Genomic DNA, 19,271 nt, shown 5'->3' on the forward strand with positions numbered 1-19,271 from the left:
AAAATGAAAATTTGTAAAGTCTTATTTATATTCTTTACGCTCAATTTATCGGCACAGCAAAAACCAATCGAAACCATATTCTTTGATTTTGATAAATTTGATCTTACTGAACAACAAACAGGCGTTGTTTCGAATTTTATAAAAAAAATAGATACTTCAAAAGTGGAATCTATACAAATCTATGGTTATTGTGATGATCGTGGAGATGATGACTATAACTTTAGATTGTCTAAAAATCGGGTTAATACAATTCAAAACCTACTCGTATTGAAGGGTTTTAATCAAAGCAAAATAGTTATTCTTGAAGGCAAAGGCCGGGTAATTTTAAAACCGGATACTGTAGACAACCTAAATGAAACACGTTCTAAAAATCGACGGGTTGATTTAATCGTTGTAAATAAAAACAGTTTCGGAAAAGAAGTTTATAGTTCTTTTAAAAACAAACTAAAAGTTGGCGATAAAATTTATCTCGACAACATTCTTTTTGATATTGGAAGTTCAAAACTTACACACAATTCTAAAAAAGAATTAGATAAAATAGCAACTATTTTACAGCACCAGAAAAATATTCAGTTTGAAATACGAGGTCATGTTTGCTGTACTCCGGAAATTTATAGTGACGGAATTGACAAGGAAACCAAAGAAAGAAGACTTTCCTGGAATCGTGCCAAAACCGTTTTTAAATATCTTATGTCAAAAAAAGTATCTTCAAGCAGAATGACTTTTCAAGGTTGTGGCAATAAATACCCTTTGGGAAAAGGTGACAATTATGATCGCAGGGTTGAATTTTGTATTACGCAAATCTAATTTTATTTTTTCAGGCAAACCCAAAAAGCTACATTCTGGCTTAAAGTTAAGCTTTAAACGAAATTAGTAATCGTTTGTTTATTAATATCTTATTTTTTAAAAAAGACCAATTTTTTGTTTTGAAACAATATTGCATTAGTGAAAAAAATAAAAACTTTATTAACCCCGAATCATTTCTATATGCGGAATATCATCTTCAAGATAAATTTCACTTGTTTGTACAAATCCGTGGCTTTCGTAAAATTTCTTTAAGTATAATTGCGCACCAATTGTAATTGCATCTTTGTCAAAATTAGATTTAATTCCTGCTATTGCTTCACGCATTAAATCATGCCCCCATTTTTTATCCCTGTAATTGGCATCAACTACTACTCTTCCAATCGATGCATTATCAAAACTAATTCCGGCATCAAACAAACGCGCATAGGCAACAATTTTGCTATCGTATTCTCCAATAAGGTGCAAAGCTTTTTTGTCTTTACCATCTATGTCCAAATAAACACAGTTTTGCTCAACTACAAAGATCTCACTTCGCACTTTAAGCAAATCATATAACTCATCAACACTTAATGCCTCAAAAGGCTTTATTTTCCATTTTAATTCCATTATTATTTTTCATTTATTCAAACAACTAAATTACTTGAAAAATCTTTATTACTATTATTTTAAAAAAAGAAATCCCGATTACAAGTTGTAATCGGGATTTTCAGATTATTTATATCTGTTTATTTCTTCTTCATTATAATTTCCATGCTTTTATATTCTTCGCCGTTTTTTACATCAAACATTTCCATTTTACGGGTTGATGCATCAACAATTGTATATATTTCCCGATAAGGTGTTTTTTTTCCATTTACCGGATTTACCATATCGCCTTTAAATTCCATACTTTTTGTTTTCTCATCAAACTTACCCACAGCAACCATCATTCCGGTTCCCATATTATCGATAAAAGTGGTAGTGTATTCTTTGCTGGCATTATTATAGGCCAATGTGCTTTTGCCCTGAAACGGCTGTCCCATCATTGTGCCGCTATAATTTGCTTCCTGATATCGACCGCCAAGAATCATTTTAATATTTGCTGTTGAACTTGCTTTCTCTGGTTTACCATTTGGTTCTGACCAAAAAGTCATATCACAATTCCATGTTCCGGTTTCATCAGCCATTAATTTATGTGCATTACCTGGTGTTGCATATTCTGCCCAGGCTTTCATTTGTGCAGCAGAATCTAAAGGCTGCTCAATAGCTTGTTCCTTGGTTTTGATAGTATCTGTAACCTTTTCATTTTCAGACTCTGTTTTTATTTCCTTTTTACAAGAAGTAAAACATGCTGTTAATATCAATAATGTTAGATAGAGATTTTTCATAAATAATTGATTTATTGGTTATTAAATCAAATGTACGAAAAATATAACAAATTATCTTTTATCTATTTTGACTGATTTTATAATGGCTTCGAGTTCCAGCATTAGGTCTCTTTCCTGATTAGAAGGCGAATAACAAAATCCTTCAATAACCAAGATTCTCCTTGAAGCTTCGTCAATAATAGCGTAGTTTATAAAAGGACCTGTCATGAAATCATTCTTTAACTCCCAGGTTCCTTTGGTTTCATACGTTTTTTTACTGTCTAATATTGTTGTCGAAAAGTATGGTGCATAAGCTTCACCGGTAATCATTGGCGTGTCTGGCTCCCGTCCTTTTATATATCGTCCTACTGAATCTCTCATACGCACAATATTGCCCACAATATCTGAACCTTTGGTAAGTCTTCGAATTGGAATCTGATAGATCAGCAAACTTGTATTCCCGCTGATGATTTCTTTTTTCAGCCACATAAAATTCTTTTTATGCAACATATATTCGTAACCGGAGGGGATTTGTAAATTGATGTGAAACTTGTTTTTTATTACCGCCGGATTCAACAATGATTTGCTGTTGTCCTGTTGGATTTTTTGAATTTCGGCATCGCGAATCATCTTGATAATTTGTGCCGAATTTAATTCGATGCTACAAATAATATCTTCAACAGATTTGCCGTAAATACGGAATGTATTGTGTGGTAATGTTTCGCTGTGTTTAATTTCGAATTTATCTGTTGCAGCTTTTTTTACTACAATGATACTTCGGCTATCGGTAACAAATCCTTCTAATAATTTAGCCGGATATTGATTGATGGTAAACAGCGGTTCTTCCTGGGTAAGACCCCAAACCGGAGAAGCAAATTTATTTCGAATGGTATCGCCTACTTCACCGTACCACAACTGATCGTCGATGATAACTGATATTGTGTTTGTTTTGCCGGAAACAGGCTGAGGCTGTTTCTCATTTTTAAAACAGGAAACAAACAAACACGAAAGTAGAAGGCATAAAAAATGGGTTTTATTCATTTTCTTAGTTTAATGAAATAAAACCCAAATTTAGTTAAGATTTTTTTTATTATCCGTTTATTTTAAGTTTCATTCCGGGTTTAATATCTCCATCTTTAATATTATTCCATTTTTTAATATCTGAAATTGTTACTCCAGGATATTTTTTTGAAATACTATACAATGAATCTCCTTTTTTAACGTAATAATCTTCTGTTATATTTTTAGCCGAAGCTGTTTTTTTTCTGAATGAATCTATTGAGCTTGAAGCTACAGCAGTATTTGTAGCAGGTGTTTCATTTTCGATAACTATTTCTTTGCCAACGATTAATGATTTTCCTAATCCAATATTATTAGAAGTCAGGTTGTTCAATTCTTTTAAATCTGCAATTGATGTATTGAATTTTTTAGCAATACTTCCTAAATTATCTCCGGCAACAACTACGTATTCAAGGTTTTTACCGCCTTTATCGTTATTGTCTGCAGACGCAAGTGCTTCTTCAGATTTTTTATCAACTTCAGGAATTACTTTTAACTCTTTTGGATTTTTTACAATCGAATCGTTGTTTGATTTGATTTTTAAAGTTTTACCTAGAGCCAGTGCATTACCTTTAAGATTGTTCCATTTTTTTAACTCTAAAATCGAAACATCATACTTATCTGCAATCGAACCAAGGTTGTCCCCTTTTCTAACTTTATAGTATTGTGTTTCTGTTGTGGCAACGGCATTATCCAGTTTAGCTTTTCCTTTTGGAGTAACTTTTAAAGCTAATTGTTTTGGAAGTCCCTTATGTTGAGACTGATAAGCTACGTAATCATAAATCTTATCTTCGTTGTTTACAAAAGTTGCAATTTTATCTTTCGGTAAACGTAAAAAGTGTTGTTCGTTTTGATAAAATGGGACAACGTTTAATTTATATGAAGGATTTAAAAGTTGTATTTGTGATTGTGGCATGTCTAACAAATCGGCAATTTGTTTGAATGACATTTGATTTTTAATTTGAACGGTATCAGTTTCAAAGTTTTTAACTACAGCTCTTTCCGGGTTGATTCCGTGTTCTTTATGAAATTCAAAAAGATACATTGTTGCTAAGAAAGCTGGAACATAACCTTGAGTTTCTTTTGGTAAATGGTTACGGATATCCCAGTATTTTGTTTTTCCGCCAGAGCGACGAATGGCTTTTGTTACATTTCCTGGTCCTGAGTTGTAAGATGCAAGAACTAACTCCCAATCACCAAAAATTTTGAACATTTTAGTCATATATTCTGAACATGCAGCAGTTGATTTTAAAGGATCGCTGCGTTCATCTATATACGAATCGATTTTAAGATCGTATTGTTTTCCGGTTCCGTACATAAACTGCCAGATTCCGGTGGCGCCCATTTTAGAAACTGCTTTAGGGTTTAAAGCAGATTCTACAACGGCTAAATATTTAATTTCTAAAGGAACGTTTTGTTTTGCAAAAGCATCTTCAAAAATTGGAAAATAATATTCTGATAAAGCCATTAATCGTGAAAATGATTTTTTACGATTTTTAAGAAATGACTTTATGATGTTTTCTAATCCCTGATTATATTCGATCTCAAAAGGCGATTTCTCATTCATCACCTGAAGTCGCTGTTTAAGCAATTCAGTTGGTAATTCTTCATCAACAGAAATATCTGTATTGATGGTTTGAATGTCTTTCGTTAAATCATCATAGATATCTAAACTCACTAATTCGTTCATCCAAAGACTGTCTACACGAGTACACATTAGATCTTTTTTGAAAGAGTTTTTAACTGAATCTAAATAAGAGACTTTAACATCTGGCTTAATTTCTAAATCTGCTTTTGCAACATCTTGTGCAAAAGAAGCTACAGAAAAGAAGACAGAAACCGCTAATGAAATTTTCCTTATAATCATATAACATTTATTTAAAATTCTATAATTCAAACAATTACAGAATGATTACTTTTTGCAAAACTAAATAGTTTATCCATAAAAACTATCTAAAAAAATGTTAATTGTGAAATTTTAGTCTAAAATCGCAGCGATTCCAGGTAAGATTTTTCCTTCTAACATTTCAAGCATTGCCCCGCCACCAGTGGAAACGTAGCTCATTTTATCTTCAAAACCAAACTGTTTTACTGCAGCAACAGAATCTCCTCCTCCAACTAGTGAAAAAGCTCCTTTTTCTGTAGATTCTGCAATAAATTCACCTAAAGCGATAGTTCCTTTTGCGAAAGATTCCATTTCAAAAACGCCTAATGGACCATTCCATAAAATTGTTTTTGACTCTAAAATTACTTTTTTGAAATTCTCTAATGATTTAGGACCTGCGTCAAGACCTTGCCAACCGTCTGGAATTGCTGTTACATCTACAATTTGTGTATTTGCTGTGTTTGAGAAATCATCTGCAGCTATAACATCAACCGGAATATGAATCTGAACTCCTTTTTCTTTGGCTAATCTTAAAATTTCAAGTGCCAAATCTTGTTTGTCATCTTCACAAATAGAATCACCAATTTTTCCGCCTTGTGCTTTAACGAATGTAAAAGTCATTCCTCCGCCAATAATCATGTGATCTACTTTATCAAGGATATTTTCGATTACGGTGATTTTTGAAGAAACTTTAGATCCGCCAAGAACTGCTGTAACTGGTTTTTCGCTATTTTTAAGTACTTTGTTTAAGCTTTCGATTTCTTTTGCCAATAATGTTCCGAAGCATTTTTCTGTTGGAAAAAATTGTGCAATAATTGTAGTTGAGGCGTGCGCTCTGTGTGCTGTTCCAAATGCATCGTTTACGTAGATGTCTCCAAGTGAAGCTAATTCTTTTGCAAAAGCAACATCTCCAGCTTCTTCTTCTGCATGAAAACGTAAATTTTCAAGTAATAAAACTTCTCCAGGTTTTAAGTTTTTAGTTGCAGTTTGTGCTGGTTCTCCAATAGAATCAGTTGCAAATTTAACTTCAACTCCTAAAATTTCTGAAGCTGTTTTTAAAATATGTTTTAATGAGTATTTTTCTTCTACACCTTTTGGTCTTCCTAAATGTGACATTAAAATTACGCTTCCACCTTGCTTTAAGATTGCATCAATGGTTGGTTTTGCAGCTTCGATACGTGTTGTATCTGTTACATTAAAGTTTTCATCCAAAGGAACATTGAAGTCTACACGGATTATTGCTTTTTTATTTTTAAAGTTGAAATCGTTTAAAGTTTTCATTTGATAATTTTTTAATTTTTTGAAAGAATAACAAATATAGAACTTTTAGTGTAGTATTAAATTCGAAAAATATAAAAATAACCTACCAATAACAACGAAAACGTTGTAAATTAAGAAAACAAACAAATTTATTTTAAAAAATATAAAATTGTTTAGCAGAATATTTAACAATTAAAAGTTACTGTAAACCAAATAATGGCCTTTCATTTTATAGTAAAACGAAAAAATATAGGATTTAGTCTACAGTAAATCTTAAATGTAAAATTTATTAGTCGTGTACCGGACTTTGTGTACAAGGACAGTTACTGATTGATCCGAAGAAATCGAATCCGATAGTGATCGAATGCGTTCCTGTGTTATAATTACCAAGATCGTTGAACATTACCTGATACGAATATCCGAAGTAAAATTTAGATTTCATGAAACCTAACATTGGTCCAACTGATAGTGGTTTTGGAAACTGGTCGTTTAAGAAACGGTATGAAACTCCAATCCAATAGTAATCTTCGTAACGGTTGTAACGTCTGTACTTGAAGTTAAAATCAGTAGTTGAACGTTTATCGCTGGCAAAATATTGGTAGTACACAGATGGTTCGTATTCGATACGGCTATTTTCTCCATCTTTAAAAATCATACCTGTATATACCTGATAGTTTGATAGTAAACTTGGTTCTAAACCTCGGTATCTGTCGGTGTTTTTTTGCAAAACGTTATTTGCATTAAAACTTAAGTAAAAATTCTTATTACGATATAAAGCACTAATGTCAAAGTTGTTATTTGATGTATAACGATTATCTGTAACGGACGGGTCTAAAATTGGATGTTCAATTGTGTTATTGAATTCATCTATATCAATTTTAAACGTATTGAAGTTATACGAAATACCAAAAGACAGGTACTGTTTTGAATAATAATCTAAAATCAAGTGGTGCGCAAATGAAACTTTTGCACCGGTTTGACGTGTATAACCATTTTTATCATTATACAATGAGATACCAACTCCTGAACGATCTAAAACTCTAAAATCAGCATACAAAGATTGGTTTTGAGGCGCATCTTTTATTCCAACCCATTGTGTAAGTCCGTTAAGACGAATTCTAAGGTTATCACCAATACCTGCATAAGCAGGAGAAAGCACAAAAGGGTTATCAGCTAAATACTGAGTAAATACCGGTAGGTTTAGCTCTTGGCTGTAACTTGTTGTTACAGCCATGAGTACTAAGGATAAAAATAATTTTTTCATTGTAATAATTTTTTTAGATAACATAATTTGGGGCTCTAATTTGTTATCTGTATAAAGTGAAATGTCCAACAAACTCTCTATTGTCTTTCTCGTCATTTAGTTTAAGAACATACCAGTAATCACCAGAAGGTAATTCCTCTCCGTTATATCTACCATCCCATTTTTGACCGTAGTGGTATTTCGCAATTACACGACCGTATCTGTCGAAGATTGAGAACTCAAGGTTGTTGTAAATATTAGTACAACCTGGACCCCAATTGTCATAAACACCATCTCCGTTTGGAGTAAAGTAATTGTCAAGACAAACATCTACATAAATAGCAGGAACGATAAGCTCAAACGTACAACCGTTTTGATCTCTAACTATTACTTTATAATCTCCAGATTTGTAGATTTTGTATTTGTTAGATGATGTAAATGGCTCTCCATTGAAACTGTATTCGTAAGCCGGAGCTCCACCCGAAGCGGTAACAGAAATAATATTCATCTCTTGCTGACCTGTAGCTTTAACAGCACCTAAGGCAGTGTAAGACTTAATAGTAAAGTTAGCCGTTGGCACTTCACAACCATTTGTATGTCTTGCAACTACATAGTGTGTACCCGGAGCAACATTTGTAAAGATGTTACTTGGCTGGTACGTTGCACTTCCGTCAAGAGAGTAGTCAACATCAGCAGGGTTTGTTATGCTTTCATCAACTGTAATTACTACCATGTTTGCTTGCGTATTGTTAACACAGTCGTAAGTTACTTCTGCAGTTGGATTAAGAACTACCGGTAGCGGCATGTTTTCAACAAACTCATTGATACAACCTCCAGCGTCTTTAACATAAACTGTATGAACACCACCTGAAAGATTAGTAAAGTCAAATATTGTCTGACCTACTGCTCCTTGTGTGAATGGCCCGTTTTTAACATCAAGACTTACACTATATGGTCCTGTTCCGCCTTTAACTTCTATGCTAAATGCTCCATCTTTATCGTCTTTACAAACTTCAGGAATCATTGAGTTTGCAACTTCTGTTACAATAAGAGGGTTAGGTTGTGTAATTTCTATATCTTCTTTCCAGTAACAACCATTCTCATCTTGTACAATTATTGTATATAAACCAGCTGCTAATTTATCAAATGTGCTAATGAAATCAAACTGATTTAAATCAGGTGAAATAGCATATTTAATAGTTCCTGTTCCTCCAGTTGTCGTAACAACAATTTTACCATTGTTTTCACCGAAGCAAGTAACATTAGTTGGAACAAATGTTGGTTGTAGAGCAGCTGCTGGCTGAGTAATTTCAGCATTAACAGATGTTTGTTTACAATCTCCACTATCAACTCTTACTCGATAATTTCCTATAATTAGGTTTTCGAATCTTCCGTTATCTTGTGGACCTTGAACAAGAACACCAGCACTAGTTTCTAAAGTATAACTATAGTTACCTAAGCCACCTTTTGCTTCAGCAACAATAACTCCAGTTGCTTCACCAACACATTTTACTACTGCGTTTGTGATATCTAATTCTACTGTTAATGGAACTAAAGGATCTATTTTAATTTCATTAGAAATTGTTGCCACACAACCATTAACGTCTCTTACATAGTATTGGTACGTTCCTACTGGTACTGAGAAAGTAAATGGAGTAGTAAATGCACTATAGTTAGTACCATCGCTACTATAGCTATACGGACCTGAACCACCTGTCGCACTTAATGTAAGTGTTGACAATGTATTACATGTTTGTGATGAAGCCAATACTAAACTTGGTATAACTTCTGTAGGCTCTGTGATATCAATTTCAGTTGATGTTGCAGAACAATTGAATCCGTCTGAAACTGTTATGCTGTATTTTCCAGCTCCTAATCCAGTGAAAACCGGATCAGATTGCGGACCAGAAACAATAACCGGTGTTGCTGACAGGATGTTTAAAGTATACATATAGTTACTTCCTTGTCCGCCAGTTGGAGGGTTAACCGTTATTGTCGCAGACTTATCACCAAAACATGATAATGTTGTAACACTTGGAACCGCACTCACAATAATTAGATCCGGAACTTTTAACGTTACTGTAGTTTGAGCAGGACAACCTTTGCCATCTTTGGCATTAATTGTATATACTCCTGCACCTAATCCAGTAAAGTTACCATCGGTGTTAGAAGCTATTACAACTCCGCCTAACACTAATTCATATGTATAATTATTATCCCAACCACCTGTTGCAAATGCAGAGATTTCTCCATCATTACCAGGAATACAAGTGATATCTGACTTAGTTGTAGCCACTGTCAATTGTACAGAAGGTTGTGCAATACTAAACACTGTTGATACTGTACATTCCGGACTTGCTTTTAACTTAGCAGTAACACTATATGTACCTGCAATTAAATTTGAAACCAGTACTGGACCTGCATCAGTTGTTGTACCTGAAATCGCGTTTGTACCATCTGTAATAGTATAATCGAAAGGTCCGGCTTCATTTGATGGATTAAGTTGATTATCAACGAATGTTAATTCAACGCTTCCATTACTGTCACCAAAACAAACTTCTTTTACAATTGGATTTGCTTTAATCTCAAATGTATTAGGCTCTGCAACATAGTGCGCTTTTTGTATGCTACATCCCGTTGCAGGGTTTGTAACTGTTATAATATAGCTTCCTACCGTTAAACCTGTGAAGTTACCGTTAGTTTTCGTTTGGTTGTAAGCATTATCCGTACCAGTTACATTGTAATTTAACAGAACCGGTGTTCCTCCTGTAGAAGTAACTGAAACTGTTATTTCTTCACTTGAAATACAAGTAATAGCTACATTTGAAACATTAACTACATCTAAACTAATAAATGGATTAACTCTCACTGTTCCTACGCTTGCACCTGAACATCCTGCATCATCTGTAACTTTTACAGAATAGTTACCACCTAAGTAATCTGTTTCTGTAAATACTGACTGAGGACCATTTTGAACTGACACTCCATCTCTGAAGAATTCATAATTATTATAGGTTTTAGATCCACCTGTTACAGTACCTACTGAAACTGTAGCATAGTTAGAAGTATTTGTACCAGTTGCACAACCATATTGAACAAGTACCGGAGCACCTACTGCAATTGGATCGAATTGGTTAATTCTAACATCTTCTGAAGCTTTACAACCTCTACCTGAAGTAACCGTTACAGTATAATCTCCCGCTTCAAGGTTTTCAAAGATAGGACTCTCCTGAGTACCTACTGTTGGCAGACTAACAGGAATTCCTAAAGCAGTAGTTCCCGTTAATTTATACACATAGATTGGGTTATCATTTACACCTGTTTCGTCAATACTAGCTGTAATAGAACCATTATTTCCGCCATTACAAGTTACATCAGTTTTCGCTAATGCAAGTCCTTCAATCTTTGTAGCTGGAGCGACAAATACATTCTCTATAACAACACAATTAGTAACAACATCTCTCACTCTAACCACGTGGTTTCCTGGAGTAACAGTATTGAATTCTGCAGGAGTAGTTGTAACAATAAATCCACCATCTAGAGTATAATTGTAATTTCCTGAACCACCTGTAGCAGTTGCCGTGATAATACCAATATTAGTATTTACACAGTCTGGCAATGCAGTAATAATAGCTTCTAATTGTAATGCTGGTGCAATTGTTACGGCAGCGGTCACAGTTACTTCACATTGATTAGCATCTCTTACTGTAACATCATAATTTCCAGGAGCATTTACTGTAAATGTATTGCTTGATTGGAAACCATTTCCGATACTATATTCATAAGGCGATACACCATTACCTACAGTTACTGTAAACGTATACTCACCTGTCGCAGATGGACATTGACTTGCCACATTTGTAGTAATAGTATTTGGCAACGGATCTAGTACAATTGTAATTGGAATAGATATCGTACAATTTTTAGAATCGATTACGTAAGCTACCCAGTTAAAGCCTTTTGCAGGATCTAGCACAGCATTATTGCTGTTAGAATAATCTGCAGCTGTAACTGTATCTGTATCTAAAATGAATGCATATTTATAATCTGGAGTTCCTCCGGCTGCTACAACAGTAACCTCGGCACCAGTTTTACAATTAGCACGCGTGTTTTTAGTTGCAGTTAATGATAATGCCACTGGTTGACCCACAGTCACTGAAGCAGAAGCTGTACAACCTGTAATATCATCTCTAACCTGAACTGTATATGTTCCTACAGGTAAGTTAGTTAAGGTAACCACTTTACCAACCTGAGTTAAAGTACCCGTTGTTGGACCAGCTGTTAACGTTGCTGTATAAGTACCTGCGAAATTATCTACATCAAATTTCACTGAACCATTTGCCTCTCCGTTACAAACTACATCGTTTATTAACTGACCTGCAGTTGTAATATTGATTAAGGCATCAACAGTATATGTAGCTTCATCTGTACAGCCATTTGCATCTGTAACTTTGAAAATATAAGTTCCAGCTGATAATGAAGTAAAGATTCCGTTTGCAGCACCTGATACATTTGTAATAGCACTTGCTGGAGAAGTGATCGCATAAGTTAGGGTACCAACACCATGACTAACTGTTACAGTAACTGTACTTGTTGTATTTGCCGCTGGTGTACACCAGATTGGTGTTCCGCTTACATTATCAATTGTTGGCGGATCAAGTGGCTGAACAGTTGCGTTTACCGGAACTGCTATTACACAGTTATTAGCATCTTTAACTGATACGGTAACAGGACCTGATACACTTGTTGTGTATGTATTTGAATTACCATAACCACCACCATTAAAACTATATTGATATGGTGCTGTTCCTGTTGTTGTATCAACAGTTACAGTAACTATTGCTGCTTGTGTCGAATTTCCAGTTCCACAACTTAATGGAGTGGTTACTGTAGCCGTTGCAGCTAAAGCAGTTGGCTGTGAAATCGTAACTGGCAATGTGATTGTAATACACTCTTTAGCGTCTTTAACAACGATATTGTGTGCACCAGCCGATAAACCTGTAAAAATATTTGATGCCTGGAATATTCCTCCATCTAATTGATATTGATATGGCGCTAATCCATTTGCGGCAGTAACGATAATACTACCATCTGAACCTCCTGTACAACTAACATCATTTTTAGTAGCTGTTGCTGTTGGAGTTGTTCTTGCTGTAACTTCTACTGAAACTGAAGCTGCCTGACATCCCTGACTATCTGTAACTCTGAAAGTATAAGTTCCAGGAACATTAGTAGTGTAAGGCTGTACCGTTACAGCAGTGTATACACCATTATTATAACTAACTTCAAATGTGTTATAAGTTAACGTTCCCTGAGTAGCTAATAATGTTATGCTTGCATCACCCGCACAAGTATAATCTTGTGTCAGTGTTGCTTTTAATAATAATTGTTGGTTTAGTGTGTAAGGTTTTGAAGTCACACAACCGTTACCATCTCTAATAGAGAAGGTATAAGTTCCTGGTGCATTCAATACAAAATCAGGGCTAGATTGGTAGTTGTTACCAATACTGTACATTGGTGTACCAACATAAGTTCCAGTAATTGTAACTGCAACCGGACCTCCCATATAACAATATGGAGCGGTTGGGTTATCAATAACAGGCGGTGCATCTGTACCAATTGTAAAACTGTAAACAGCCGGACAATTGTTAACATCTAACACATACGCATCCCAAGCTGTAGTTGCAGGGTTTAAAACAACACTTGCAAGAGTGTCATAATCAGCTGCAGTTGGAGTAACTCCGCTTGCAACAAAAGCATATCTGTATCCAGGTGTTCCGCCAGTAGCTAAAACTGTTACTCTTGCACCAAAGTTGCAATTAGCATTTACATTGCTTACCATATTAAGAACAACCGGTGTTGGCTGTGTAACAGCAATAGATGCTGTTGCTTTACAACCTGTTATTGCATCTGTAATTTCAACTGTATAAGTTCCCGGTGCAAGACCTGTTACGTTTACAGTATTTCCTGTTTGAGTTAATGTACCCGTTCCTGCTGTTAAAACTGCAGTATAAGTTCCTGCATAGTTTGCTGCAGTGAATTTAACTGCTCCATTAGCAGATCCGTTACATGTAACATTGCTTACTAGTTCACCTGCAATTGTAATGTTCGTTACAGGTTTTACTATATAAGATTCCTGATCCTTACAACCATTAGCATCTGTAACTTCAAATAAGTAAGTACCATCAGCTAATCCTGTAAATACTCCACTTGTAGCTCCTGTAACATTTGTCGTTGCACTTGCCGGTGAAAGTATCACATAATTTAATGTTCCAACACCATTAGTAGTGGTTATAGTAACCGTACTTGTTGTGTTAGCAGCCGGAGCACAATAAATTGGCGTTCCAGTGATAGTTGTAATCGTTGGTGGATCAAGTGGCTGAACAGTTGCGTTTACCGGAACTGCTATTACACAGTTATTAGCATCTTTAACTGATACGGTAACAGGACCTGATACACTTGTTGTGTATGTATTTGAATTACCATAACCACCACCATTAAAACTATATTGATATGGTGCTGTTCCTGTTGTTGTATCAACAGTTACAGTAACTATTGCTGCTTGTGTCGAATTTCCAGTTCCACAACTTAATGGAGTGGTTACTGTAGCCGTTGCAGCTAAAGCAGTTGGCTGTGAAATCGTAACTGGCAATGTGATTGTAATACACTCTTTAGCGTCTTTAACAACGATATTGTGTGCACCAGCCGATAAACCTGTAAAAATATTTGATGCCTGGAATATTCCTCCATCTAATTGATATTGATATGGCGCTAATCCATTTGCGGCAGTAACGATAATACTACCATCTGAACCTCCTGTACAACTAACATCATTTTTAGTAGCTGTTGCTGTTGGAGTTGTTCTTGCTGTAACTTCTACTGAAACTGAAGCTGCCTGACATCCCTGACTATCTGTAACTCTGAAAGTATAAGTTCCAGGAACATTAGTAGTGTAAGGCTGTACCGTTACAGCAGTGTATACACCATTATTATAACTAACTTCAAATGTGTTATAAGTTAACGTTCCCTGAGTAGCTAATAATGTTATGCTTGCATCACCCGCACAAGTATAATCTTGTGTCAGTGTTGCTTTTAATAATAATTGTTGGTTTAGTGTGTAAGGTTTTGAAGTCACACAACCGTTACCATCTCTAATAGAGAAGGTATAAGTTCCTGGTGCATTCAATACAAAATCAGGGCTAGATTGGTAGTTGTTACCAATACTGTACATTGGTGTACCAACATAAGTTCCAGTAATTGTAACTGCAACCGGACCTCCCATATAACAATATGGAGCGGTTGGGTTATCAATAACAGGCGGTGCATCTGTACCAATTGTAAAACTGTAAACAGCCGGACAATTGTTAACATCTAACACATACGCATCCCAAGCTGTAGTTGCAGGGTTTAAAACAACACTTGCAAGAGTGTCATAATCAGCTGCAGTTGGAGTAACTCCGCTTGCAACAAAAGCATATCTGTATCCAGGTGTTCCGCCAGTAGCTAAAACTGTTACTCTTGCACCAAAGTTGCAATTAGCATTTACATTGCTTACCATATTAAGAACAACCGGTGTTGGCTGTGTAACAGCAATAGATGCTGTTGCTTTACAACCTGTTATTGCATCTGTAATTTCAACTGTATAAGTTCCCGGTGCAAGACCTGTTACGTTTACAGTATTTCCTGTTTGAGTTAATGTACCCGTTCCTGCTGTTAAAACTGCAGTATAAGTTCCTGCATAGTTTGCTGCAGTGAATTTAACTGCTCCATTAGCAGATCCGTTACATGTAACATTGCTTACTAGTTCACCTGCAATTGTAATGTTCGTTACAGGTTTTACTATATAAGATTCCTGATCCTTACAACCATTAGCATCTGTAACTTCAAATAAGTAAGTACCATCAGCTAATCCTGTAAATACTCCACTTGTAGCTCCTGTAACATTTGTCGTTGCACTTGCCGGTGAAAGTATCACATAATTTAATGTTCCAACACCATTAGTAGTGGTTATAGTAACCGTACTTGTTGTGTTAGCAGCCGGAGCACAATAAATTGGCGTTCCAGTGATAGTTGTAATCGTTGGCGGATTCAAAGCAGGAATGTTAACCCCATTTGTTAATGTGAATAGACATCCTTTAGCATCTTTAACTAAAACATCAAAAGTTGTACCTGCAAATACTTCATAAGTATTTGTAGAAGTATAAGTTACTCCATTATCAAAACTATATAAATATGGAGCTGTACCATCAGTAGCTGTTACAGTAACAATTGCTTTTGTCGGAACATTTCCTGTAGCACAAGTTAAAGGAGCTGTTATTGCCGAAGTAGCTGTTAAAGCAACTGGCTGCGTAATAACTATTGGCGCACTTGGATAAAGACAAGATTTAGCATCTCTAACAGTAATAATATATGCATTTCCTGCTGCTACTCCTGTAAATACATTAGATGTCTGGAAAGTTCCACCATCTAATTGATATTGATAAGGACCAACACCTGAAGTAACATTTACTGTAATCGTTCCGTCTCCACCACCAAAACAGCTAACATGTGTTTGAACAGTAGCAAATAATGTAGGCTGAACAGGATCTAAAGTTAAAGTAGCAGTAGCCTGACATGCCGTTGGCAATTTAGCATCGTTTACTCTGAAAACATAATTTCCTAAAACGCTTGTTGAAAGAACATTAGAAGCCATAGTTGTATAACCACCTCCATTTACAGAATATTCGTAAGTGTAAGCTGTGTTATATCCACCTGTAGCAGTCAACGTAATTGTTGCATTTGGTGTAGCTGTACAATCTAATTCTTTAGTTAATGCAACACTTAATTGTAATTGCGGTTTAACTTCATAAGTAGTACTAGCTGTACAACCATTACCATCTTTAATTACTAAGTTATAAATACCCGAAGCATTAAATGTAAAGTTAGGGCTTGTTTGGAAAGTGCTTCCATTTACGCTATAAGTAGCATCACCAACAATTGCCGGATCAACAGTTCCAGAAATTGCAATTGTGAATGGAGTACCATTATAACAAATTGTAGCAGGTGCTGTAATTGTTGGGTCAGCATCTTTATTTAAAGTAACTGAAGCCTGTTTAATACAACCATAAGCATCTTTTACATAAGCAATATAATTTCCTGCATCTCTATTAAATGTGTTGGCACTTGCCCAACCTGCAGTCGCTGCTGTTGGAGCCGGAGCCGAAGCTAATAACAATTGATATGTGTATGGTGCTGTACCATCTTTAGCAATTGCAGTAATAACTCCTGAGTTAGCGTTACAATTTGCATTTTTAGAGACAGAAGCTGTAAGTGACAAGTCAATTGCAGACTGAGTAATATTAAATGGAACTGTAGCAACACTACATCCAGCGTGAGTTGCACCAGCTGTTTCTCTTACCAGAACAAAATAATTACCAAAAGGCAATGGTCCAAGGTTAGAAAGTGTCAAAATTCCACCAGCTGGAACAGAACCTGTTCCGGTAATTCCAGTTGACACTAGTGATTGAGAATTAAATATCTCATAACTTATTGGAGTAACAGATGCATAAGAACTTCCTATTGTAAAAGTTACTTTACCATCTGCACTTCCTCTACAAGTAATATTACTTGCTATTAGAGCATTTGTTGTTAAGGTTGAATTTGTAGGAATCGGAGTTGTAGCCGATTCGAAATAGTAACAACCTGTTACAGAATCATGAACTATGAAAGTATACTTAACACCAGGTATTAAGTTTGGTATTGTTGTTTTTTTACTTCCTACAGCATCTTCATTGTACCAAGGTAAAGTTGTTGGTGCTGTGTAGACCATTCCCGGACCAGTATAGATAGCAAAATGGAATGGACCAGGTCCTGTTATTGTACCTGTTGCAGTAGTATTAATAGCTACAACTGCAGAACCAGGTGAAGAACAATCTGCCGGTGGTGCCGTAACAATGATATCTAAATCGTCTGGTGGCGAAGCAACCAATACGTTTTGTTCAATATTAGTACAACCATTTGCATCTGTAATAATAATTTGATATAAACCGAAATCAACAACTTCAAACACAGCCGTAGCTCCAGTTTGATTTGTAATTTGTTTATTATAACCATTTACTCCTGTTACGTGATAGGTATAATTTGGTGTTCCACCAGTAACCGAATTAATTGTAATCGAACCTAAAGAAACACCTAAAGCACCACAAGTAATTGGAGTAACAGTACGACTAACTACAATTGGAGTTGGTTGTGCTATAGTAATATTGAAAGTATCAGTACATCCTTTTGCATCAGTAACAGTAACTACATAGTTACCTGCTGCTAAGCCAGATGTTTGTGTACCATAATTAACTCCTGTAGTTGTATTTCTAACATTATATACAAATGGAGCTTGTCCTTTTGTATCATCAATTGTAATTGCAATTGCTGCTGTAGCATCTCCATTACAATTGATAAGTGCTGTTTGTACAACGTTTGTAATATCTGGATTAACAGGTGCTGTTATAATAATTGGAGTTGTAGTTTCGAATATACATCCTTTAGCATCAGTAACTCTGAACGTATAACTTCCAGGAGCCATTGTGTTGAAAACGTTAGAAGCCATAGCTGTGTATGCTCCTGCAGCTTCTTTAGATTGGTATGTATAAGGAGTACTTCCTCCATTTGCAGTCAAAGTTACCTGAGCAGCTGTTGGTAATGAACATGTAATGTTTTTGTCTAATACAGCTGTTAAGCCTAATATATTATCAACTGTAACAACATTACTATTTGCTGTACATCCGTTACCGTCTTTAATTCTAACAGTATAAGTTCCTGGTGTCGTAATTACAAACGTATTACCTGTCTGGTAAGAAGCACCATTGTCAATACTATAAGTTAAAGGCGCTACTAAACCTGCTCCCGGAGTTGCAGTAATAGTGTAGCTTCCTACACCAAAACATTGTCCTGTTGCAGAAGCTGTAACAGTAGGAACGATATCTTTAGAAATCGTAATGTCTAATTTGAATGTACAATTGTTAGCATCAATTACATGAACGTCCCAGTTTAAACTAACTGCCGGATCAAGATTTGCTTTATTGTTGTTTGAATATGTTCCTACCGGAGCACCATCCTGAACGAACGAATATCTGTATATTGGTGTTCCTCCAGCTGCTGTAACAGTCACCGCTGAAGTACTAACAGAACAGTTTCCATTTACTGCTGCATAAGTTGCAGATAAAGGAGCTGCAGGTTGATCAATAGTAATCGAAGCAGGAGCTGTACAACCTGTTGCTTCATCAGTAACAACAATTGCATAATTTCCTGCAACTAAATTTGTTAAAGTAACCGTTGTGCTGCTAATTCCTGTTACGGCAATTCCGCCATTAACAGTATAAGAATAGGTAGAAGCAAAACCACCCACAGTTAATCTTATAGATCCTGTGTTACCACCGTTACATAATACATCACTTAATTTACTAGCAACAGCCGTAATTGGAGTAACTGGATTAATTGTATGAGCTTCTGTATAGAAACATCCATTTGCATCAGTAACTTTAAACATGTAAGTTCCTGGAGCAAGATTTGCAAAAGAATTAGATGTTTGTTTAGCAATAATTACAGGAGACGGTGCTATTGTTTCGTATTGTAAAGTTCCAACTCCATTTGTAGCTGTTAATGTAACAGTAGTAGTCGTAGCTGTACAAGTTACCGC

The 19,271-nt window shown here is 35.5% G+C and carries 8 protein-coding genes; 1 reads left to right on the forward strand and 7 read right to left on the reverse strand.

The window, feature by feature from the left end:
* The first annotated feature begins 3 nt into the window (after window positions 1-3).
* Entirely contained in the window at window positions 4-807 is an 804-nt protein-coding gene (locus AC4FQ3_RS19240; protein WP_491182917.1) for an OmpA family protein, read from the forward strand.
* 159 nt (window positions 808-966) lie between these two features.
* On the opposite strand, the gene AC4FQ3_RS19245 is transcribed toward AC4FQ3_RS19240, so the two are convergent.
* The 7 genes from AC4FQ3_RS19245 to AC4FQ3_RS19275 form a co-directional block, all read right to left on the reverse strand.
* Window positions 967-1,413 (reverse strand): GNAT family N-acetyltransferase, encoded by a 447-nt coding sequence (locus tag AC4FQ3_RS19245; RefSeq protein ID WP_491182918.1) that lies wholly within the window; start codon window positions 1,411-1,413, stop codon window positions 967-969.
* 119 nt (window positions 1,414-1,532) lie between these two features.
* A complete protein-coding gene (locus tag AC4FQ3_RS19250) occupies window positions 1,533-2,174 on the reverse strand; it encodes a DUF1579 domain-containing protein (RefSeq protein WP_491182919.1) in 642 nt (213 codons plus the stop codon).
* Window positions 2,175-2,225: 51 nt separating this feature from the next.
* Entirely contained in the window at window positions 2,226-3,194 is a 969-nt protein-coding gene (locus AC4FQ3_RS19255; protein ID WP_491182920.1) for a DUF4837 family protein, read from the reverse strand.
* A gap of 49 nt (window positions 3,195-3,243) precedes the next feature.
* Window positions 3,244-5,079 (reverse strand): LysM peptidoglycan-binding domain-containing protein, encoded by a 1,836-nt coding sequence (locus tag AC4FQ3_RS19260; RefSeq protein WP_491182921.1) that lies wholly within the window; start codon window positions 5,077-5,079, stop codon window positions 3,244-3,246.
* Between the two features lie 111 nt (window positions 5,080-5,190).
* Window positions 5,191-6,378: a phosphoglycerate kinase gene (locus AC4FQ3_RS19265; RefSeq protein WP_491182922.1), complete on the reverse strand. Its 1,188-nt coding sequence runs from the start codon at window positions 6,376-6,378 to the stop codon at window positions 5,191-5,193.
* 268 nt (window positions 6,379-6,646) lie between these two features.
* Window positions 6,647-7,621: a PorP/SprF family type IX secretion system membrane protein gene (locus AC4FQ3_RS19270; RefSeq protein WP_042563640.1), complete on the reverse strand. Its 975-nt coding sequence runs from the start codon at window positions 7,619-7,621 to the stop codon at window positions 6,647-6,649.
* Window positions 7,622-7,664: 43 nt separating this feature from the next.
* The gene (locus AC4FQ3_RS19275) at window positions 7,665-19,121 is read right to left on the reverse strand and encodes a T9SS type B sorting domain-containing protein (RefSeq protein WP_491182923.1); all 11,457 of its coding nucleotides are present in this window, start codon (window positions 19,119-19,121) and stop codon (window positions 7,665-7,667) included.
* Between the last annotated feature and the right edge of the window lie 150 nt (window positions 19,122-19,271).

It is taken from the genome of Flavobacterium sp. AK-345, from assembly GCF_058310175.1.